The organism is Marinovum algicola (assembly GCF_900109145.1).
Taxonomy (GTDB): Bacteria; Pseudomonadota; Alphaproteobacteria; order Rhodobacterales; family Rhodobacteraceae; genus Marinovum; species Marinovum algicola.
Genome location: NZ_FNYY01000006.1, coordinates 55,301 through 71,071, shown reverse-complemented (window position 1 = coordinate 71,071; position 15,771 = coordinate 55,301). Strand labels below are relative to the sequence as shown.

Annotated in this window: 16 protein-coding genes; 13 read left to right on the top strand and 3 right to left on the bottom strand. The window is 66.1% G+C overall.

What is annotated here, in order from left to right; all coding sequences use genetic code 11:
* Positions 1-50: 50 nt before the first annotated feature.
* Positions 51-1,271: an argininosuccinate synthase gene (locus BMW90_RS10375; RefSeq protein ID WP_074836502.1), complete on the bottom strand. Its 1,221-nt coding sequence runs from the start codon at positions 1,269-1,271 to the stop codon at positions 51-53.
* Between the two features lie 127 nt (positions 1,272-1,398).
* Between BMW90_RS10375 and BMW90_RS10370 the strand changes: the two genes are divergently transcribed.
* The 4 genes from BMW90_RS10370 to BMW90_RS10355 all read left to right on the top strand — a co-directional run bounded on the left by BMW90_RS10370 (position 1,399) and on the right by BMW90_RS10355 (position 4,681).
* Positions 1,399-2,142, top strand: a complete 744-nt coding sequence (locus tag BMW90_RS10370; protein ID WP_074836606.1) for a hypothetical protein — start codon at positions 1,399-1,401, stop codon at positions 2,140-2,142.
* Between the two features lie 121 nt (positions 2,143-2,263).
* Positions 2,264-2,761: a flavin reductase family protein gene (locus BMW90_RS10365; RefSeq protein WP_211568864.1), complete on the top strand. Its 498-nt coding sequence runs from the start codon at positions 2,264-2,266 to the stop codon at positions 2,759-2,761.
* The gene (locus BMW90_RS10360; protein WP_074836500.1) at positions 2,742-3,437 is read left to right on the top strand and encodes a 4'-phosphopantetheinyl transferase family protein; all 696 of its coding nucleotides are present in this window, start codon (positions 2,742-2,744) and stop codon (positions 3,435-3,437) included. The genes BMW90_RS10365 and BMW90_RS10360 overlap by 20 nt, the downstream gene beginning before the upstream one ends.
* Positions 3,434-4,681, top strand: coding sequence for a glycerate kinase type-2 family protein (locus tag BMW90_RS10355; RefSeq protein WP_074836499.1), 1,248 nt, complete (start codon positions 3,434-3,436; stop codon positions 4,679-4,681). The genes BMW90_RS10360 and BMW90_RS10355 overlap by 4 nt, the downstream gene beginning before the upstream one ends.
* Here BMW90_RS10355 and BMW90_RS10350 read toward each other — a convergent pair.
* A complete protein-coding gene (locus BMW90_RS10350; protein ID WP_048533542.1) occupies positions 4,678-5,004 on the bottom strand; it encodes an Hpt domain-containing protein in 327 nt (108 codons plus the stop codon). The genes BMW90_RS10355 and BMW90_RS10350 overlap by 4 nt on opposite strands.
* Positions 5,005-5,171: 167 nt before the next feature.
* On the opposite strand from BMW90_RS10350, the gene BMW90_RS10345 reads away from it, so the two are divergent.
* Positions 5,172-6,419 carry a PP2C family protein-serine/threonine phosphatase gene (locus BMW90_RS10345; RefSeq protein ID WP_274561908.1) on the top strand — a complete coding sequence of 416 codons (1,248 nt, stop codon included), beginning with the start codon at positions 5,172-5,174 and terminating at the stop codon, positions 6,417-6,419.
* On the opposite strand, the gene BMW90_RS10340 is transcribed toward BMW90_RS10345, so the two are convergent.
* Entirely contained in the window at positions 6,416-6,871 is a 456-nt protein-coding gene (locus BMW90_RS10340) for an NUDIX domain-containing protein (RefSeq protein ID WP_048533540.1), read from the bottom strand. The genes BMW90_RS10345 and BMW90_RS10340 overlap by 4 nt on opposite strands.
* A 75-nt stretch (positions 6,872-6,946) precedes the next feature.
* Here BMW90_RS10340 and hslO point away from each other — a divergent pair, with 75 nt between their 5' ends.
* The 8 genes from hslO to BMW90_RS10300 all read left to right on the top strand — a co-directional run bounded on the left by hslO (position 6,947) and on the right by BMW90_RS10300 (position 15,740).
* Positions 6,947-7,933, top strand: a complete 987-nt coding sequence (hslO, locus tag BMW90_RS10335) for an Hsp33 family molecular chaperone HslO (RefSeq protein ID WP_048533539.1) — start codon at positions 6,947-6,949, stop codon at positions 7,931-7,933.
* On the top strand, positions 7,923-8,522 hold the full coding sequence (locus tag BMW90_RS10330) for a CoA pyrophosphatase (protein ID WP_074836497.1): 600 nt from the start codon (positions 7,923-7,925) through the stop codon (positions 8,520-8,522). Before hslO ends, BMW90_RS10330 begins: the two co-directional genes overlap by 11 nt.
* A complete protein-coding gene (locus tag BMW90_RS10325) occupies positions 8,519-9,673 on the top strand; it encodes a CCA tRNA nucleotidyltransferase (protein WP_074836496.1) in 1,155 nt (384 codons plus the stop codon). Before BMW90_RS10330 ends, BMW90_RS10325 begins: the two co-directional genes overlap by 4 nt.
* Positions 9,674-9,859: 186 nt before the next feature.
* Complete coding sequence (locus BMW90_RS10320; RefSeq protein WP_074836495.1) at positions 9,860-11,725, top strand: ABC transporter ATP-binding protein; 1,866 nt, start codon at positions 9,860-9,862, stop codon at positions 11,723-11,725.
* Entirely contained in the window at positions 11,722-13,554 is a 1,833-nt protein-coding gene (locus tag BMW90_RS10315; protein WP_074836494.1) for an ABC transporter ATP-binding protein, read from the top strand. The genes BMW90_RS10320 and BMW90_RS10315 overlap by 4 nt, the downstream gene beginning before the upstream one ends.
* A complete protein-coding gene (locus BMW90_RS10310) occupies positions 13,551-13,733 on the top strand; it encodes a hypothetical protein (RefSeq protein ID WP_074836493.1) in 183 nt (60 codons plus the stop codon). The genes BMW90_RS10315 and BMW90_RS10310 overlap by 4 nt, the downstream gene beginning before the upstream one ends.
* The gene (locus tag BMW90_RS10305) at positions 13,720-14,943 is read left to right on the top strand and encodes a class I SAM-dependent RNA methyltransferase (RefSeq protein ID WP_074836492.1); all 1,224 of its coding nucleotides are present in this window, start codon (positions 13,720-13,722) and stop codon (positions 14,941-14,943) included. The genes BMW90_RS10310 and BMW90_RS10305 overlap by 14 nt, the downstream gene beginning before the upstream one ends.
* Before the next feature lie 23 nt (positions 14,944-14,966).
* The gene (locus tag BMW90_RS10300) at positions 14,967-15,740 is read left to right on the top strand and encodes an ion transporter (protein ID WP_074836491.1); all 774 of its coding nucleotides are present in this window, start codon (positions 14,967-14,969) and stop codon (positions 15,738-15,740) included.
* Positions 15,741-15,771: the final 31 nt, after the last annotated feature.

Sequence of the window (15,771 nt, the reverse complement as noted above, 5' to 3'; positions counted from 1 at the left end):
AGGGACCGTGAGCCCTGCCGAAGCGTTTTAACGAGTAAGGTGCGGGGCCGTCAGCCCTTCAATCGGCGGTCCCGTGCTGCAAGAAGCTTCAGCCGCAGCGCATTGAGCTGGATGAAGCCCGCCGCATCCTTCTGGTCATAGGCGCCGGCGTCGTCCTCGAAGGTGACATGCGCCTCGGAATAAAGCGAATGATCCGACCAGCGGCCGACGGTGCGCGCCATGCCCTTGAACAGCATCACCCTGACCGTGCCCGAGACATGCTCCTGGCTCTTGTCGATCAGCGCTTGCAGCATCTCGCGCTCGGGCGAGAACCAGAACCCGTTGTAGATCAACTCGGCATAGCGCGGCATGATCGAATCCTTGAGGTGACCAGCGCCGGAATCCAGCGTGATCTGTTCGATGCCGCGGTGCGCCTCGAGCAGGATGGTGCCGCCGGGGGTCTCGTAGATGCCGCGCGACTTCATGCCGACAAAGCGGTTCTCGACGAAATCCAGACGGCCGATGCCATGTTTGCGGCCGTATTCGTTCAGCTCGGTCAGGATCGTTGCCGGGCTCTTGGCGGTGCCGTTGATCGCCACGGCGTCACCTTTTTCAAAGGTGATCTCGATGTATTCCGGCTGGTCCGGCCCGCCGACGGGATCGTCGGTGCGTTGATAGACATAATCCGGTGCCATTTCGGCGGGGTCTTCCAGCACCTTGCCCTCGGACGAGGTGTGCAGCAGGTTGGCATCGACCGAAAACGGCGCTTCGCCGCGCTTGTCCTTGGCGACGGGGATCTGATGCGCCTCGGCAAACTCCAGCAGACGGGTGCGCGAGGTCAGATCCCATTCGCGCCAGGGCGCGATCACCTTGATATCGGGGTTGAGCGCATAGCAGGCCAGCTCGAAGCGCACCTGATCATTGCCCTTGCCGGTGGCGCCGTGGGCCACGGCATCGGCGCCGGTGGCTTCGGCGATCTCGACCAGTCGCTTGGAGATCAGCGGGCGGGCGATCGAGGTGCCGAGCAGGTAGAGCCCTTCGTAAACCGCATTGGCGCGGAACATCGGAAACACGAAGTCGGACACGAATTCCTCGCGTAGATCCTCGATGTGGATCTCCTTGACGCCCATCATCTCGGCCTTCTTGCGCGCCGGTTCGAGCTCTTCGCCCTGGCCCAGATCGGCGGTGAAGGTCACGACCTCACAGCCATACTCGGTTTCAAGCCATTTCAGGATGATCGAGGTATCGAGGCCACCGGAATAGGCCAGGACAACTTTCTTGGGCGCGGACATGGGCGTTTCCTTCTTGAAAGACGCAAGCGCGATACCGGGTTTTCGGGCGCGGGGCAAGGTGGCGGCGTTGACCTTGGTTCGGCTTACGCCCAATGTGCGCCCGAAACCGGTGTCCGAGGAGCGACAGATGAAAGCCTGGTCGATGTTCGTCCATTCCCTGCGGCTTGTGATCAACAATCTCGATGTGGCGCTCAGGGTCTCGCTGGTGCTTTATTCGGTGCAGGCGATCTCGCAGATCTACACCTTTTCGGCCAATAGCGGCGAAATGGTGCAGGGCCCCGACGGAATCCCCTATCCCGACATTTCCGCCGGCGAAGGGTTTGTCATGTTGCTGCTGGGCATTGCCGCGCTTCTGGCGTCGCTCTGGATCGCGGTGGCCTGGCATCGCTATGTGCTTCTGGGCGAAGAGCCGGCGGGCTGGCTTCCGAACTGGCCCGGCGCAGCGATCCCCGGCTATCTCTGGCGCTCGGTGCTCCTGGGGTTGGTGGTGGCGCTGGCGGCGGTGCCGGTGGGCGCGATCAGCGCGGTGATCCTGCCGCCGGTGCTGATGCTGGCGGTCACCGTGGGGGTGGCCTCTTTCGTGTTCTTCCGCCTTTCGCCGATCCTGCCGGCCATCGCGCTGGGCAACAGCCTGGGCTTTCGCGAAGCCTGGGAGGCGACGCGTGGAGAGGCCGGCACCATCGTCGGGCTGGCCGGGCTGATGATCCTCGGCTCGCTGGCGTTGCAGATCCCGACGATGCTGTCCGGCGACCCGAATTCGCTGCTCAGCCTGGTCTATTCCATCGTCGTCGGCTGGTTTGCCACGATGATCGGGATCTCGCTCTTGACCACGGTCTATGGCCATTGCGTCGAGGGGCGCGGCGTCGACTAGGCTTGCCTCGCGGCGAATTCGCCCCATTTTCGCCCGGTATTCACGGTATATGGCGGAGCATGCTTTACCGTGGAGCCCGTGAATGCGAAGAGCCTATGAAAGCCCTGTCTGGACCATGCCCATGCTGACACCCATCCCGTTCCGGCCCGATGAGGCGCACCGGCGGCTCTACCGCAGCGCGCTGGGCCAGTACGCGACAGGGGTCACCGTCATCACCACGATGACCGACGACGGCCCCACCGGGATGACGGTGAATTCCTTCACCTCGGTGTCGCTCGATCCGCCGCTGGTGCTCTGGTGCCTGGCCGACAATTCGCAGCGCTATGACGTGTTCAGCGGCGCCAGGACCTATGCGATCAACGTACTGCATTCCGGGCAATACGAACTGGCGATGGTGTTTGCCAAGGATGGCGGGCATTTCACCGAGGCCAATTCCTTTGCCGGGGCGCTGGGCGCACCGGTGTTGCGCGATGCGCTGGCGGTGTTCGAATGCCGGCTCGAACAGACGGTGGCGGTGGGCGATCATTCGGTGATCGTCGGCCGCGTCGACCAGCTGAGCTATCGCGAGGGCGATCCGCTGATCTTTCAGGGCGGGCATTTTGGCACCTTTTCCGGATAAGCTGCCGGATTTCCTCTCCGAGCCCGAGCTGTGGCCGCAGGGCGCCGGGCGCTGCCTGCTGTTCGCGCAATACGACATCGCCCGTTATCGCGACAGCGATTATGCCGTTGCCGGGCTGGCCCTGCCCGATTTCCTGTCGCGTGCCGTGCCGAAGCGGCGGGCCGAATTCCTCGCGGGGCGGGCGCTGGCGGGGCAGGCGCTGGCGCGGTTGGGGGCGACCGGTGCGGTAGGCCGCGATTCCCATGGTGCGCCGGTCTGGCCCCGGGGCATTCAGGGCTCGATTTCGCACAGTCACGGCATGGTCGGCGTCTGGCTGGGGCAGGGGGCGGCGACCCTTGGTCTTGATCTCGAGGCGCTGGCCGATCCACGCGCCGTGCGCGCGATCTGTCATTCGGTGCTGACGCCGGGCGACAGGGTGCATCTGGGAGCGACGCCGGATGCCGCCGGTGCCACCGCAGTGTTTTCCGCCAAGGAGGCGCTCTACAAGGCGCTGTTTCCGCGCGTCGGGCGGTTTTTCGGCTTCGATCACGCCGAAATCGCCGAAATTCGACCGGATGGACTGGCCTTGCGCCTGACAAAACCCCTATCAACGGGCTGGCCGGCAGGCTGCGTTTTCGAGATTGCGCAGCACTGGCGGGCCGGCACTGTTATCAGCCAATGCGAGATTGCTTCATGACGTCCGATTTGCGCCAATGCGCCCTGCACCTGTTCGACAAGGCGGTCGAGGCCGCCGATCCGGCGATTGCCCTGCGCCGCGCCCTGGCCGCGCATCCGCTGCCGCAACCGGACGGGCAGCTGCATGTCATCGCCATCGGCAAGGCCGCCCCGGCGATGCTGCGCGAGGCGCTGGCGCATCTGGATGGCGCGGTTCCCGCGCTGGCGATCACGCATTACGAAAACGACATGGACGTGCCCGGGGCCGAGGTGATCCGCGCCGCGCATCCGGTGCCAGATGCCGCCGGACTGAGGGCCGGACAAGAGCTTATCTCGCGGTTGTCGTCGCTGGGGCCACAGGATGCCGTGGCTGTGCTGGTCTCTGGTGGCGGGTCGGCGCTGGTGCCCGCCCCGGTCGAGGGCGTGACGCTGGAAGACAAGGCCGAGGTCAACCGCCTGTTGCTGGGCGCCGGGCTCGATATCGTGCGGATGAACCTGGTGCGGCAGCAATTGTCCCGGCTCAAGGGGGGCGGATTGTCGCGCCAGGCCGCGCCGGCGCCGGTGACCGCCTATATCCTGTCGGATGTGATCGGCGACGATCTGCGCGCCATTGCCTCGGGCCCCACCGTCGGCCCGATCGGCACCCGTGCCGAAGCCAGGGCGGTGCTGCAAGAGGCCGGCGTCTGGGAGGCCTGCCCGGCCTCGGTGCGGGCACATCTTTCGGCCGAGGCCCCGACGCCGGAGACGCCGGCGGCGCAAAACCATCTGATCGGTTCGAACCGCAAGAGCCTCGAGGCGATGCTTGCGGCGGCCGAGGGGGGGACGGCGCGGATCGTGTCGGACGCGCTCGAAGGCGATGTGGACGATGCCGCCCAGCAGGTGCTGCGCGCCGCGGCGGCTGCTCCGAAAGGCACGCCGCAGGCGCTGATCTTTGGCGGCGAGACCACGGTCACCCTGCGCGGCGACGGACGTGGCGGCCGCAACCAGGAGCTGGCGCTGCGGGTCGCGCTCTCGGCGGGGAATTTCGATCTGCCGGCCAATTGGCTGTTTCTCTCCGGCGGCACCGACGGGCGCGACGGCCCGACCGATGCCGCCGGCGGTATTGTCGGCCCCGGCACCGCTGCGGCGATCGGCGCCGAGGCGCAGGCGCTGCTGGCCAACAACGACAGCTTCGAGGCGTTGCGCCGGGCCGATGCCCTGCTGATGACCGGGGCGACCGGCACCAACGTGGCCGATGTCCAGGTCTTTCTGATCGGCGCCGACTAACCGGCGCGGCGGGTGGTCAGCCCGCTGGCGAATTCGCTGCGCGCACGGGCATAGGCGTCGCGGATAGCGGCGACGTCCACCCGCTCGCCCTGGCCGGCATTCGCCGCGGTTTCGCCCGCTTGGCACAGCGCCGCAAAGGCCGCGAACCCGAGGTTCAGCGCGCTGCCCTTGAGGAAATGCAGCTGCGCCTCGAGATCGGCCGTTTCGGGGGCAAGCGTGCCGATCACGCCGTCGACCTCGTCGAGGAACAGCTCGACCACTTCGGCAAAATCCTCTTCTCCCACTTCCTCGCGGAGCTCGGAGACCCGGGACCAGTCAATCATTATACACTTCTCCTGGTTACTGGTCAGGGTTCTACGCGCACGAGGCTAAGATTTGGTTGCCGAATCCGCGCGGATTTTCGGAAATTTCCGGCCTTCATTCCGGGTTAAGGCCGACAGGTCATACCGGGGGAAAGGAACACGCAGGACGGAATCAGCGACCATTGGATTTGGCAGCCAGACATACCCTTTCGGCCGGGGTCAGCGCCCGGCGCCCGCGCATTCTGGTTGTCGATGACAGCAAGATGCAGCGCAAGATCCTCTCGGCTTCGTTGCTTCGGCAGGGCTATATCGTCGATGTGGCCGCCGGAGGGCAGGAGGCGCTGGCGCTGTGCGAGGCCAATCCGCCCGATCTGGTGCTCAGCGACTGGATGATGCCGGGCATGGACGGGCTGGAATTCTGCAAGCGGTTTCGCGCGATGGAGCGGGACGGCTATGGCTATTTCATCCTGCTCACGTCTAAGAGCGAGAAAGGCGCGGTGGCGCGCGGGCTCGACAATGGCGCCGATGATTTCCTGACGAAACCGGTCTATGTCGACGAGCTGCGCGCCCGGATCACCGCCGGCGAGCGCATTCTCGAGATGCAGCGCCAGCTGAGCGAGCAGAACCGGGTGATCTCGCGCACGCTGACCGAATTGCAGGGGCTTTACGATGCGCTCGACAATGATCTGATCGAGGCCAAGAAGCTTCAGCAATCGCTGGTGCGCGACCGGTATCGCCGGTTCGGCAATGCCGATCTGTCGCTGCTGCTGCGGCCTTCGGGCCATGTCGGCGGCGATCTGGTGGGGTTCTTCCCGGTCGGCAAGACGCGGCTGGGCATCTATGCGATCGACGTTTCGGGCCATGGCATTTCCTCGGCGCTGATGACGGCCCGGCTGGCCGGCTATCTCTCGGCCACGACCCCGGATCAGAACGTCGCTCTGTATGAGACCGAGGAGGGCGCCTATGCGATGCATCCGCCCGACCAGGTGATCGGGCGGCTCAACCGACTGGTGCTCGAGGAGATGGAGACCGAGCATTACTTCACCATGTTGCTGGCCGATGTCGATCTTGCCTCGGGACGGGTGCGGTTGGCCCAGGCCGGGCATCCGCATCCGCTGGTGCAACGGGCCGACAACAGGATCGAGCTGATCGGTGCTGGCGGCCTGCCGGTCGGGCTGATCGAAGACGCGGCGTTTGACCGGTTCGAGATCGATCTGAACAAGGGCGACCGGCTGCTGCTGTATTCCGACGGCATCACCGAATGCCCCGACGCCGGCGGCGGGTTCTTCGAGGAGGAGGGGCTGATCCGGCTGGCCGGCGATCTGCACCACCTGCCGGGGCGCGAGTTTCTCGAGGCGATGGTCTGGACCCTGGCGGAAAGCACCGGCAGCGAGGATTTCCCGGACGATATCTCTGCCGCCCTGCTGGAGTTCTAGCCCAACAGGCCCGGCGTCGCTCTGACACGGCGGAGCGCGGCGCGGTCCACCGGGTTCGACAGCCAGTGCCCGGCGTCGGCCATCGGCACGACCCGCACCCTGTGACCGGCTTCCTCGGGTGGGCCCAGGCGATGCACCGGGCGGGCAAGGTAGATGGTGCAGAGCTTTTCGGCCCAGAGGTCGTATTCCGACATGAAGACAAATCGCCGCCAGGCCCCGATCCGGCGCGGCGCAGCGATCTTCCAGCCGGTTTCCTCGCGCACTTCGCGATGCAGCGCCGCGACCGGCGCCTCGCCGGGATCGATGCCGCCGCCGGGCAATTGCAGCGGCTCGTCCGATCCGCTCTGCCAAGTCAGCAGCAGCCGGTTCCCGATCGGCAGCAGCGCATAGACCCCGGGGCGCAGCCGGTGGCGCTTGTCCCGGGCTGGTGCGGTGCCGACGCGGCGGATCATGGCATACCCCTTTAATGCTGCGCTTTCACGGCTATATAGAGGCGATATGCCAAATCTGGGCAACAAGGAACTCCCATGATCTCTGTGAATGCCATCGCCTGGGACGATACCGTCCTGCCGTTTCAGCTTGACCGCTCGGACATCCGCGGCCGCGTCGCGCGGCTGGACGGGGTGCTGGAAGGCATCCTGAAACAACACGATTACCCCCCGGTGGTCGAGGCGCTGGTGGCCGAAATGGCGCTGCTGACCGCGCTGATCGGCCAGACCGTCAAGCTGCGCTGGAAACTGTCGTTGCAGGTGCAGTCGAACGGCCCGGTGCGGATGATCGCCACCGATTATTACGGCCCAAGCAAAGAGGGCGAACCGGCGCGCATCCGCGCCTATGCCAGCTATGATGCGGCGCGGCTGTCGGGCAACAACCCCTTTGACCAGCTCGGCGAGGGCTATTTCGCCATCATGATCGATCAGGGGCAGGGGATGCAGCCTTACAAGGGCATCACGCCGCTGGCCGGGGGCACCCTGCGCGCCTGTGCCGAAAGCTATTTCGCCCAGTCGGAACAGCTTCCGACGCGGTTCAACCTGAGCTTTGGCCGCTCGACCGAGCCCGGCGAGGCCGAGCGCTGGCGCGCCGGCGGCATCATGTTGCAACATATGCCCAAGGCCTCGCCCTTTGCCAGCGGCGAAGGCGGCTCCGGCGAGGGCGGGTTGCTCACCGTCGATGATCTTCTGGATGACGAAGAAACGGCAGAGAACTGGAACCGCGCCAATATCCTGCTCGATTCGGTCGAGCTGATGGAGCTGATCGGGCCGCAGGTGCCGCCGACCGATCTTCTGGTGCGGCTGTTTCACGAGGAACAGCCGCGGGTCTATCCGACCCAGCCGGTGCATTTCGGCTGCACCTGTTCCGAGGATCGGGTGCGGCAGAGCCTGTCGATCTATTCCGCCAAGGACATCGAAAAGATGACCACGGAAGACGGCCGGGTGACCGCCGACTGCCAGTTCTGCGGTGCGCATTACGATCTCGACCCCGCCACCGTGGGTTTCGAGGCGAATGACGATTGATCCGCTCGATCCGCTCGTCGCCGCGCTGTCCCGGGATGGCGCGGCCTCGTCGGATTTCGATCTGAACCCGGATTTCAAGCTTCCGCAATCCCGCAAGCTGCGCCCCGCCGGCGTGCTTGCGGGTTTTGTCATGCAGGACGGCGTGCCGCAGGTGATCCTGACCAAACGCTCCTCGGCGCTCAAGCATCACCCCGGCCAGATCGCCTTTCCCGGTGGCAAGCAGGATGAGGGCGACGCCGATGTCACCGCTGCCGCCCTGCGCGAGGCGCAGGAGGAGGTGGGGCTCGATCCGGCGCAGGTCGAGGTGTTGGGCCTCTTGCCGACGCATGAGACGGTGACCAGCTTTCTGGTGACGCCGGTGGTGGCGCGGGTCCGAGGCGATTTCACCCCGCGGCCGGAACCGGGCGAAGTGGCCGAGGTGTTCACCGTGCCGCTCACCCATTTCGCCGATCCGGCGCGGTTTTCCGTGCAATCAAGGCGCTGGCGCGGGCTACGGCGGTCCTATTACACTGTGCCCTACGGCCCCTATTACATCTGGGGTGCGACGGCCCGTATCCTGCGCGGGCTGGCAGACAGGATGGTGGCATGAGGATAACAGGCGACTGGCTGATCACCCCGGCGACCCAAGCGGTCTGCGCGATGCTGACCGAGGCCGGTCATTCGGCCTATTTCGTCGGCGGTTGCGTGCGTAACGCACTGATGGGCGAACCGGTGGCGGACATCGACATCAGCACCGACGCGCGCCCCGAACGGGTGATGGAGCTGGCCCGCGCAGCCGGTTTGCAGGCAGTACCCACCGGCATCGATCATGGCACGGTCACCGTGATCTCGCACAAGGTGCCGCATGAGATCACAACCTATCGCCGGGATGTCGAAACCGATGGCCGCCGTGCCGTGGTGGCCTTTGCCGATAGCATCGAAGAGGACGCCCGGCGCCGCGATTTCACCATGAACGCGCTTTATGCCGATGCCTCGGGCGCGGTGCGCGATCCGGTGGGCGGGCTCGACGATCTCAAGGCGCATCACGTGCGGTTCATTGACGATCCTGCGGCGCGCATCCGGGAGGATTACCTGCGCATCCTGCGGTTTTTCCGCTTCAACGCCTGGTATGGTCGCGCAAAGGGCGGGTTCGACCGCGAGGCGCTGGCGGCGATTGCCGACAACCTCGACGGGCTGGAAACCCTGTCGCGCGAACGTGTCGGCGCCGAGATGATCAAGCTGCTCTCGGCCCCCGATCCGACCCGCGCGGTGGCGGCGATGGACAAGGCCGGCGTGCTGCTGCGCATCCTGCCGGGCGCCGTCATTTCCGCGCTGGGGCCGCTGGTCTATGTCGAGGACGAGGCCGGCCTTGCCCCCGACCCGGTGTTGCGGCTGGCGGCGCTGGGCGGCGAGGATGTGGCCGAGCGGCTGCGGCTGTCGAAGGCCCAGGCCAAGGCGCTTGCCTTCTTTCGCCACGAGGTCGGCGCCGCCACGCCGCCGGCCGAGATCGGCTATCGCCATGGCGCGGAGGAATCGGAGAAGCTGCTCGCCCTGCGCGCCGCGCTCTTGCAGGAACATATCGACCGCAAGGCCTTTGCCGAGATGGAAGAGGGCGCCAACGCGGTGTTTCCGATCCGGGCCGCCGATCTTATGCCGGAGTACGAAGGCCCGGCGCTGGGCGAAAGACTGCGGCTGCTCGAAACGCTCTGGATCACCTCCGGCTTCGAACTGACGCGCGACGAACTGCTGCGGAAGGACTGACCCGCCCCCCCCGGGGGGTGACAAACCGTCACAGTCGGGGTATGAAAGGCGCATCTGAACAGGAGAGTGCAGCATGGAAACAGAGATCAGCTTCCGCCACGGCTAAGCCACGTTCTCTGTTTGCGTGGATGTTCCACGCCATGTCCATCAGTTGCTCAGTTGCTCATTTGCTCGCAGGAGCGCTCCATGTTCAAATTTTTCGAAAATCTTGTCGATCCCTATTGTGCCTACCCCGCCTCGGATCATCCGCCCCAGCGGCTTTGGCCGTTTCTCCTGGCCTATGCGCAGCCGTTCAAACGGGTCTTTGCCGTCGCCGCCGTGATGTCGGTGGTGGTGGCGGTGATCGAGATCGGGCTGATCTGGGCGATGGGCTGGGTGGTCGACATCCTCGCGGGGTCACCAGAGCAGGTGTGGCAGGACTACGGCGGCTGGCTGATTGCGCTGGCGGTCTTCCTGCTGGTGCTGCGGCCGGTGTTGCAGGCGGTGGATGTGGCGCTGCTCAATAATACCATCCTGCCGAATTTCGGCACGCTGATCCGGTTTCGTGCCCATGCCCATGTGTTGCGCCAGTCGGTCGGCTGGTTCGAGAACGATTTTGCCGGCCGCATTGCCAACCGCATCATGCAGACGCCACCCGCCGCCGGCGAGGCGGTGTTCCAGGTCTTTGACGCAATCACCTTTTCGCTGGCCTATGCGGTGGGCGCCGTGGTGCTGCTGGGGCAGGCCGACTGGCGGCTGTCCTTGCCGCTGCTGGCCTGGCTCGGGTTGTACGGTCTGCTGATCCGCTGGACGATCAGGCGCGTCGGTCCCGCCTCGCAGGCGGCAAGCGACGCCCGCAGCGAGGTGACAGGCCGGGTGGTGGATGCCTACAGCAACATCCATTCGGTCAAGATGTTTGCCCACCATGGCCGCGAGATGGACTTTGCCAAAGAGGCGATCGAGCGCGCGCGCGGGACCTTTCAGGCCGAAATGCGGATCTTTACCATCATGGATGTGGTGCTGACCCTGCTGAACGGCTTTCTGATCGTCGGGGTGGTCGGCTGGGCGCTCTGGCTCTGGATGCAGGGGCTGGCCAGTGTCGGCGCGGTGGCCGCCGCCACGGCGCTGACCCTGCGGCTCAATGCCATGACCGGCTGGATCATGTGGGCGCTGACCTCGTTCTTTCGCGAGCTGGGCGTGGTGAGGGAAGGCATGGAAACCATCGCCCAGCCGATCGCCCTGCGCGACGGGCCGGAGGCCACGCCCTTGCAGCTCGGCGACGGGCGGATCGAGCTGGACCGGCTGTCGCATCATTACGGACGCGGGCGCGGCGGGCTGGACCGGATCAGCCTGAGCATCGCGCCGGGCGAAAAGATCGGGCTGGTCGGCCGGTCGGGCGCCGGAAAATCGACGTTGGTGAAGCTGCTGCTGCGGTTCTATGACGCCGAAAGCGGCCGCATCCTGATCGACGGGCAGGACATCTCGCAGGTCACCCAGGACAGCCTGCGGCGACAGATCGGCATGGTGCAACAGGACAGTTCGCTGCTGCACCGCTCGATCCGCGACAACCTGCTGTATGGCCGCCCCGACGCCACCGAAGCCGAGATGATCGCCGCCGCCAAACAGGCCGAGGCCCATGCGTTCATCCTCGATCTCGAAGACCAGAAAGGCCGGCGCGGCTATGACGCGCAGGTCGGCGAACGCGGCGTCAAGCTGTCCGGCGGGCAACGGCAGCGGATCACCCTGGCGCGGGTGATCCTGAAAGACGCGCCGATCCTGCTCCTGGACGAGGCGACAAGCGCGCTCGACAGCGAGGTCGAGGCGGCGATCCAGTCGACGCTTTACGGCATGATGGCCGGCAAGACGGTGATTGCCATCGCGCACCGGCTTTCGACGATTGCCCAGCTCGACCGGATCCTGGTGATGGATGACGGCCGCATCGTCGAACAGGGCAGCCATGACGACCTTTTGGCCCGCGGCGGGCTATATGCCGGGTTCTGGGCGCGCCAGTCCGGCGGGTTCCTGGCGGTCGAAGACCAGAGCAAGACGGAAGAAACGGAGGCAGCGGAATGACGGCACCATCCTGGATCGATCCCTTTGCCGAGGCGGATACGCCGCCGCCGCGCAGCCTTGGCGCCTTTTTGCGCTGGGCGCTCAGGGGCAGCTTCGGCGTGATCGGCATCGCCGGCGCGACCTCGGCCTTTGCCGGGGTGCTCGAGGTGCTGGCGGCGATGACCCTGGGGCTGGTGGTGGACGCGGCGCTGAACGGCACGGCCGAGAGCGTCTTTGCTGAAAACCTCTGGTTGCTGATCGGTGTCACGCTGTTTTTCCTGCTGCTGCGACCGCTGGTTCTGATGGCCTCGGCCTGGCTGCAATCGATCGTGTTGCAGCCCAATCTGCTCAGCCTCGTGCTGTCGCGGCTGCATCGCTTCACGCTGGGGCAGGATGTCACCTTTTTCGACAATGATTTTGCCGGCCGGATCGCGCAAAAGGAGATGCAGACCGCCCGCGCCATCACCGATGTGGTCGTCGAGGTGGTGCATACGGTGCTCTTTGCCCTGGCTTCGGTGGTGGGCTCGATCCTGCTGCTGGGCACCGTCGATGCGCGGATCGCCCTTGGGCTCCTGCTGTGGATCGCCGGCTACCTGCTGATGATCCGCTATTTCATGCCGCGGATCCGCCTGCGCTCCAAGGCGCGGGCCTCGGCGCGGGCAATGGTGACCGGCCAGGTCGTCGATACGGTGACCAACATCAAGACGGTCAAGCTGTTCGCCCACGCCGATCACGAGGATCAGGCGGCGCTGGGCGCGATGGCGCGGTTTCGCGACCGACAGCTCGATTTCGGCCAGGTCTCGGTGCAGTTCCGGTTCTGGCTGATGGCGCTGGCCGGCGTTCTGCCGGTGCTGCTGGTGGGCGGCGCGCTCTGGTACTGGTCGCGCGGGCTGGTCAGCGCGGGCGATATTGCCGCTACCGGCGCGGTCAGCCTGCGGCTGGCGCAGATGACCGGCTGGGTCTCGTTCACGCTGATGGGCCTCTATGCCAATGTCGGCGAGGTCGAGGACGGCATGCGCACGCTGACCCCGCCGCATGGGCTGACCGATGTTGCCAATGCCACGCAGCTAAAGGTGACCGACGGTAGGATCGCCTTTCGCGACGTGGATTTTGCCTATGGCCGCGATATCGGCGGGGTCGAGCACATCCGCCTTGAAATCGCGCCGGGGGAAAAGCTTGGCATCGTCGGCGCCTCGGGGGCCGGCAAATCGACGCTGGTGGCGCTGCTCCTGCGGCTCTACGACGCCGAAAAGGGCGAGGTCTGCATCGACGGGCAGGACATTGCCGGCGTCACTCAGGAGAGCCTGCGGCGCCAGATTGGCATGGTCACCCAGGAAACCGCCATGTTCAACCGGTCGGCGCGCGACAACATCGCCTATGGTCGGCCCGACGCCACCGAGGAAGACATCATCGCGGCGGCGGAACGCGCCGAGGCGCATGATTTCATCCTCGATCTCGAGGACCACGAGCATCGCACCGGCTATGACGCGCATCTGGGCGAACGCGGGGTCAAGCTGTCGGGCGGCCAGCGGCAGCGGATCGCGCTGGCCCGGGCCATCCTCAAGGACGCGCCGATCCTGGTGCTGGACGAGGCGACAAGCGCGCTGGACAGCGAGGTCGAAGCGGCGATCCAATCGGCGCTGGAACGGGTGATGGAGGGCAAGACCGTGCTGGCCATCGCCCACCGTCTCTCGACGATCGCGCGGATGGACCGCATCGTCGTGCTCGACAAGGGCCGGATCGTCGAAGAGGGGAGCCACGAGGTGCTGCTCGACAAGGGCGGGCTCTACGCGCGCTACTGGGAGCGGCAGTCGGGCGGGTTCCTCAACCTGGTCGAAGCCGCGGAATGAAGCGGATCACGATCGTCGGCCAGCCGGGCGGCGGCAAATCCATCCTGGCCCGGCTGATCGGTGTGCGTCCGGGCCTGCCGGGGCATGTGTTGCGCTCGCCGCGGGCGGTGCGGGCCTTTCTCGCCTCTCTCGACAGCGCCGGCGATTGCAGGCAAAAGCCCGGGCATGACCCAGCATGACATACTCCGCCTCGGCCATCAGGGCGACGGCATCGCCGAAGGCCCGCTGTTTGCGCCCCTGACCCTGCCCGGCGAGACCGTCAGCGGCACCGTTGAGGGGGACCGGCTGCGCGACGTCAGAATCCTCGCACCCTCGGAGCATCGCGTGGCGCCGCCCTGCCGCCATTTCAAGGCCTGCGGCGGCTGTCAGCTGATGCATGCCTCGGATGACTTCGTCGCCGGCTGGAAACAGGACATCGTCATCCGCGCGCTGTCGGCCCAGGGCATCGAGGCCGCTTTTCGCCCCATCGCCACCTCGCCGGCGCAGAGCCGCCGGCGGGCGACCTTTTCCGCCCGGCGCACCAAGAAAGGCGCGATGGCGGGTTTTCACGGCCGTGCCTCGGGTGTGATCGTCGAGATCCCCGATTGCCACCTGCTGCATCCCGATCTGCTGGCCGCACGCCCGCTGGCCGAAGCGCTGGCGGCCTTGGGTGGCAGTCGCAAGGGCGAAGTGTCGGTACAGATCACCCTGTCAGAGGACGGGCTGGACGTGCTGGCCCGGGGCGGCAAACCGCTGGATCGCGCGCTCGAGGTGGCGCTGGCGGAGCTGGCCGGCCAGCAGCGGATCGCCCGGTTGGTCTGGGAGGACGAGCCGATCGCCATGCGCACCCCTCCGGGCCAGCGCTTTGACGGCATCCGTGTCGTCCCGCCGCCCGGCGCCTTTCTTCAGGCCACCGCCCATGGCCAGGCGGTGCTGACGGCGGCGATGATCGAAGCGGTGGGCGGGGCCGGCCATATCGCCGATCTCTTTGCCGGCTGCGGCACGTTCGCCCTGCCGCTGGCGCGCGGCGCCGAGGTGCATGCGGTCGAGGGCGAGGCCGCGATGCTGCGGGCGCTCGACGGGGGCTGGCGCAAGGCCGAGGGGCTGAAGAAGGTCACCACCGAAGCCCGCGACCTGTTTCGCAACCCGCTGCTGCCGCAGGAGCTGGAGCGGTACGACGCGCTGGTGCTCGATCCGCCGCGCGCCGGGGCCGAGGCGCAGGTGCGCCAGATCGCGGAAAGCAAGGTGCCGGTGCTGGGCTTTGTCTCCTGCAACCCGGTCACTTTCGCGCGCGATGCGGCGGTGCTGCGGGCCGGCGGCTATCTGCTCGACTGGGTGCAGGTGGTGGACCAATTCCGCTGGTCCAGCCATATCGAGCTTGCAGCGCGGTTTTCGCGCGCACATATCTGACGCCGGACAAAAGGGGCAGGCAGATGCGGGACAGACTGGCGGCATGGCTGGAACAGGCATGGGTGCGCAACACGATCATCGGGGTGATCCTGTTCAACGCGATGATCCTCGGGCTCGAGACCTCGGATCCGCTGATGGCGCAGGCCGGCCCGCTGATCGTGGCGCTCGACATGGCCTGCCTAGCGGTCTTCGTGGTGGAACTGGCGCTCAAGATGTACGCCCAGGGCCTCGGCTTCTTTCGCCGGCCGTGGAACATTTTCGATTTCGTGATCGTCGGCATTTCGCTGGTGCCTGCGGCGCAGGGCCTTTCGGTGCTGCGCGCCCTGCGCATCCTGCGGGTGCTGCGCCTGCTGACCGTGGCGCCGCGCCTGCGCCGGGTGGTCGAGGGGTTTCTGACCGCGCTGCCCGGGATGGCCAGTGTCTTCCTTCTGATGGCGCTGATCTTCTATATCGCGGCGGTGATGGCGACCAAGCTCTTTGGCGACAGCTTCCCCGACTGGTTCGGCGATCTTGGCGCCTCGGCCTATTCGCTGTTCCAGATCATGACGCTGGAAAGCTGGTCGATGGGCATCGTGCGCCCGGTGATGGAGGTCTATCCCTACGCCTGGGCGTTCTTCGTGCCCTTCATCATGGTCACCACCTTCGCGGTGGTGAACCTTCTGGTCGGCCTGATCGTCAACTCGATGCAGGACGCCCACAGCGAAGAGGATACCGCCGCCACCAACACCTATCGCGACGAGGTTCTGGTGCGGCTTGAGGCGATCGAGAAACGGCTGGAAGACGCTCAGCGCCGATAAAGTCTCTTCGCGGCTGATTTGCCCCATGGTA

What these genes read in the sequence shown, in the direction of transcription:
- BMW90_RS10375 (WP_074836502.1), bottom strand. Translation starts at nt 1,271, where the DNA reads ATGTCCGCGCCCAAGAAAGTTGTCCTGGCCTATTCCGGTGGCCTCGAT.
- BMW90_RS10370 (WP_074836606.1), top strand. Translation starts at nt 1,399, where the DNA reads ATGAAAGCCTGGTCGATGTTCGTCCATTCCCTGCGGCTTGTGATCAAC.
- BMW90_RS10365 (WP_211568864.1), top strand. Translation starts at nt 2,264, where the DNA reads ATGCTGACACCCATCCCGTTCCGGCCCGATGAGGCGCACCGGCGGCTC.
- BMW90_RS10355 (WP_074836499.1), top strand. Translation starts at nt 3,434, where the DNA reads ATGACGTCCGATTTGCGCCAATGCGCCCTGCACCTGTTCGACAAGGCG.
- BMW90_RS10350 (WP_048533542.1), bottom strand. Translation starts at nt 5,004, where the DNA reads ATGATTGACTGGTCCCGGGTCTCCGAGCTCCGCGAGGAAGTGGGAGAA.
- BMW90_RS10340 (WP_048533540.1), bottom strand. Translation starts at nt 6,871, where the DNA reads ATGATCCGCCGCGTCGGCACCGCACCAGCCCGGGACAAGCGCCACCGG.
- hslO (WP_048533539.1), top strand. Translation starts at nt 6,947, where the DNA reads ATGATCTCTGTGAATGCCATCGCCTGGGACGATACCGTCCTGCCGTTT.
- BMW90_RS10330 (WP_074836497.1), top strand. Translation starts at nt 7,923, where the DNA reads ATGACGATTGATCCGCTCGATCCGCTCGTCGCCGCGCTGTCCCGGGAT.
- BMW90_RS10325 (WP_074836496.1), top strand. Translation starts at nt 8,519, where the DNA reads ATGAGGATAACAGGCGACTGGCTGATCACCCCGGCGACCCAAGCGGTC.
- BMW90_RS10320 (WP_074836495.1), top strand. Translation starts at nt 9,860, where the DNA reads ATGTTCAAATTTTTCGAAAATCTTGTCGATCCCTATTGTGCCTACCCC.
- BMW90_RS10315 (WP_074836494.1), top strand. Translation starts at nt 11,722, where the DNA reads ATGACGGCACCATCCTGGATCGATCCCTTTGCCGAGGCGGATACGCCG.
- BMW90_RS10310 (WP_074836493.1), top strand. Translation starts at nt 13,551, where the DNA reads ATGAAGCGGATCACGATCGTCGGCCAGCCGGGCGGCGGCAAATCCATC.
- BMW90_RS10305 (WP_074836492.1), top strand. Translation starts at nt 13,720, where the DNA reads ATGACCCAGCATGACATACTCCGCCTCGGCCATCAGGGCGACGGCATC.
- BMW90_RS10300 (WP_074836491.1), top strand. Translation starts at nt 14,967, where the DNA reads ATGCGGGACAGACTGGCGGCATGGCTGGAACAGGCATGGGTGCGCAAC.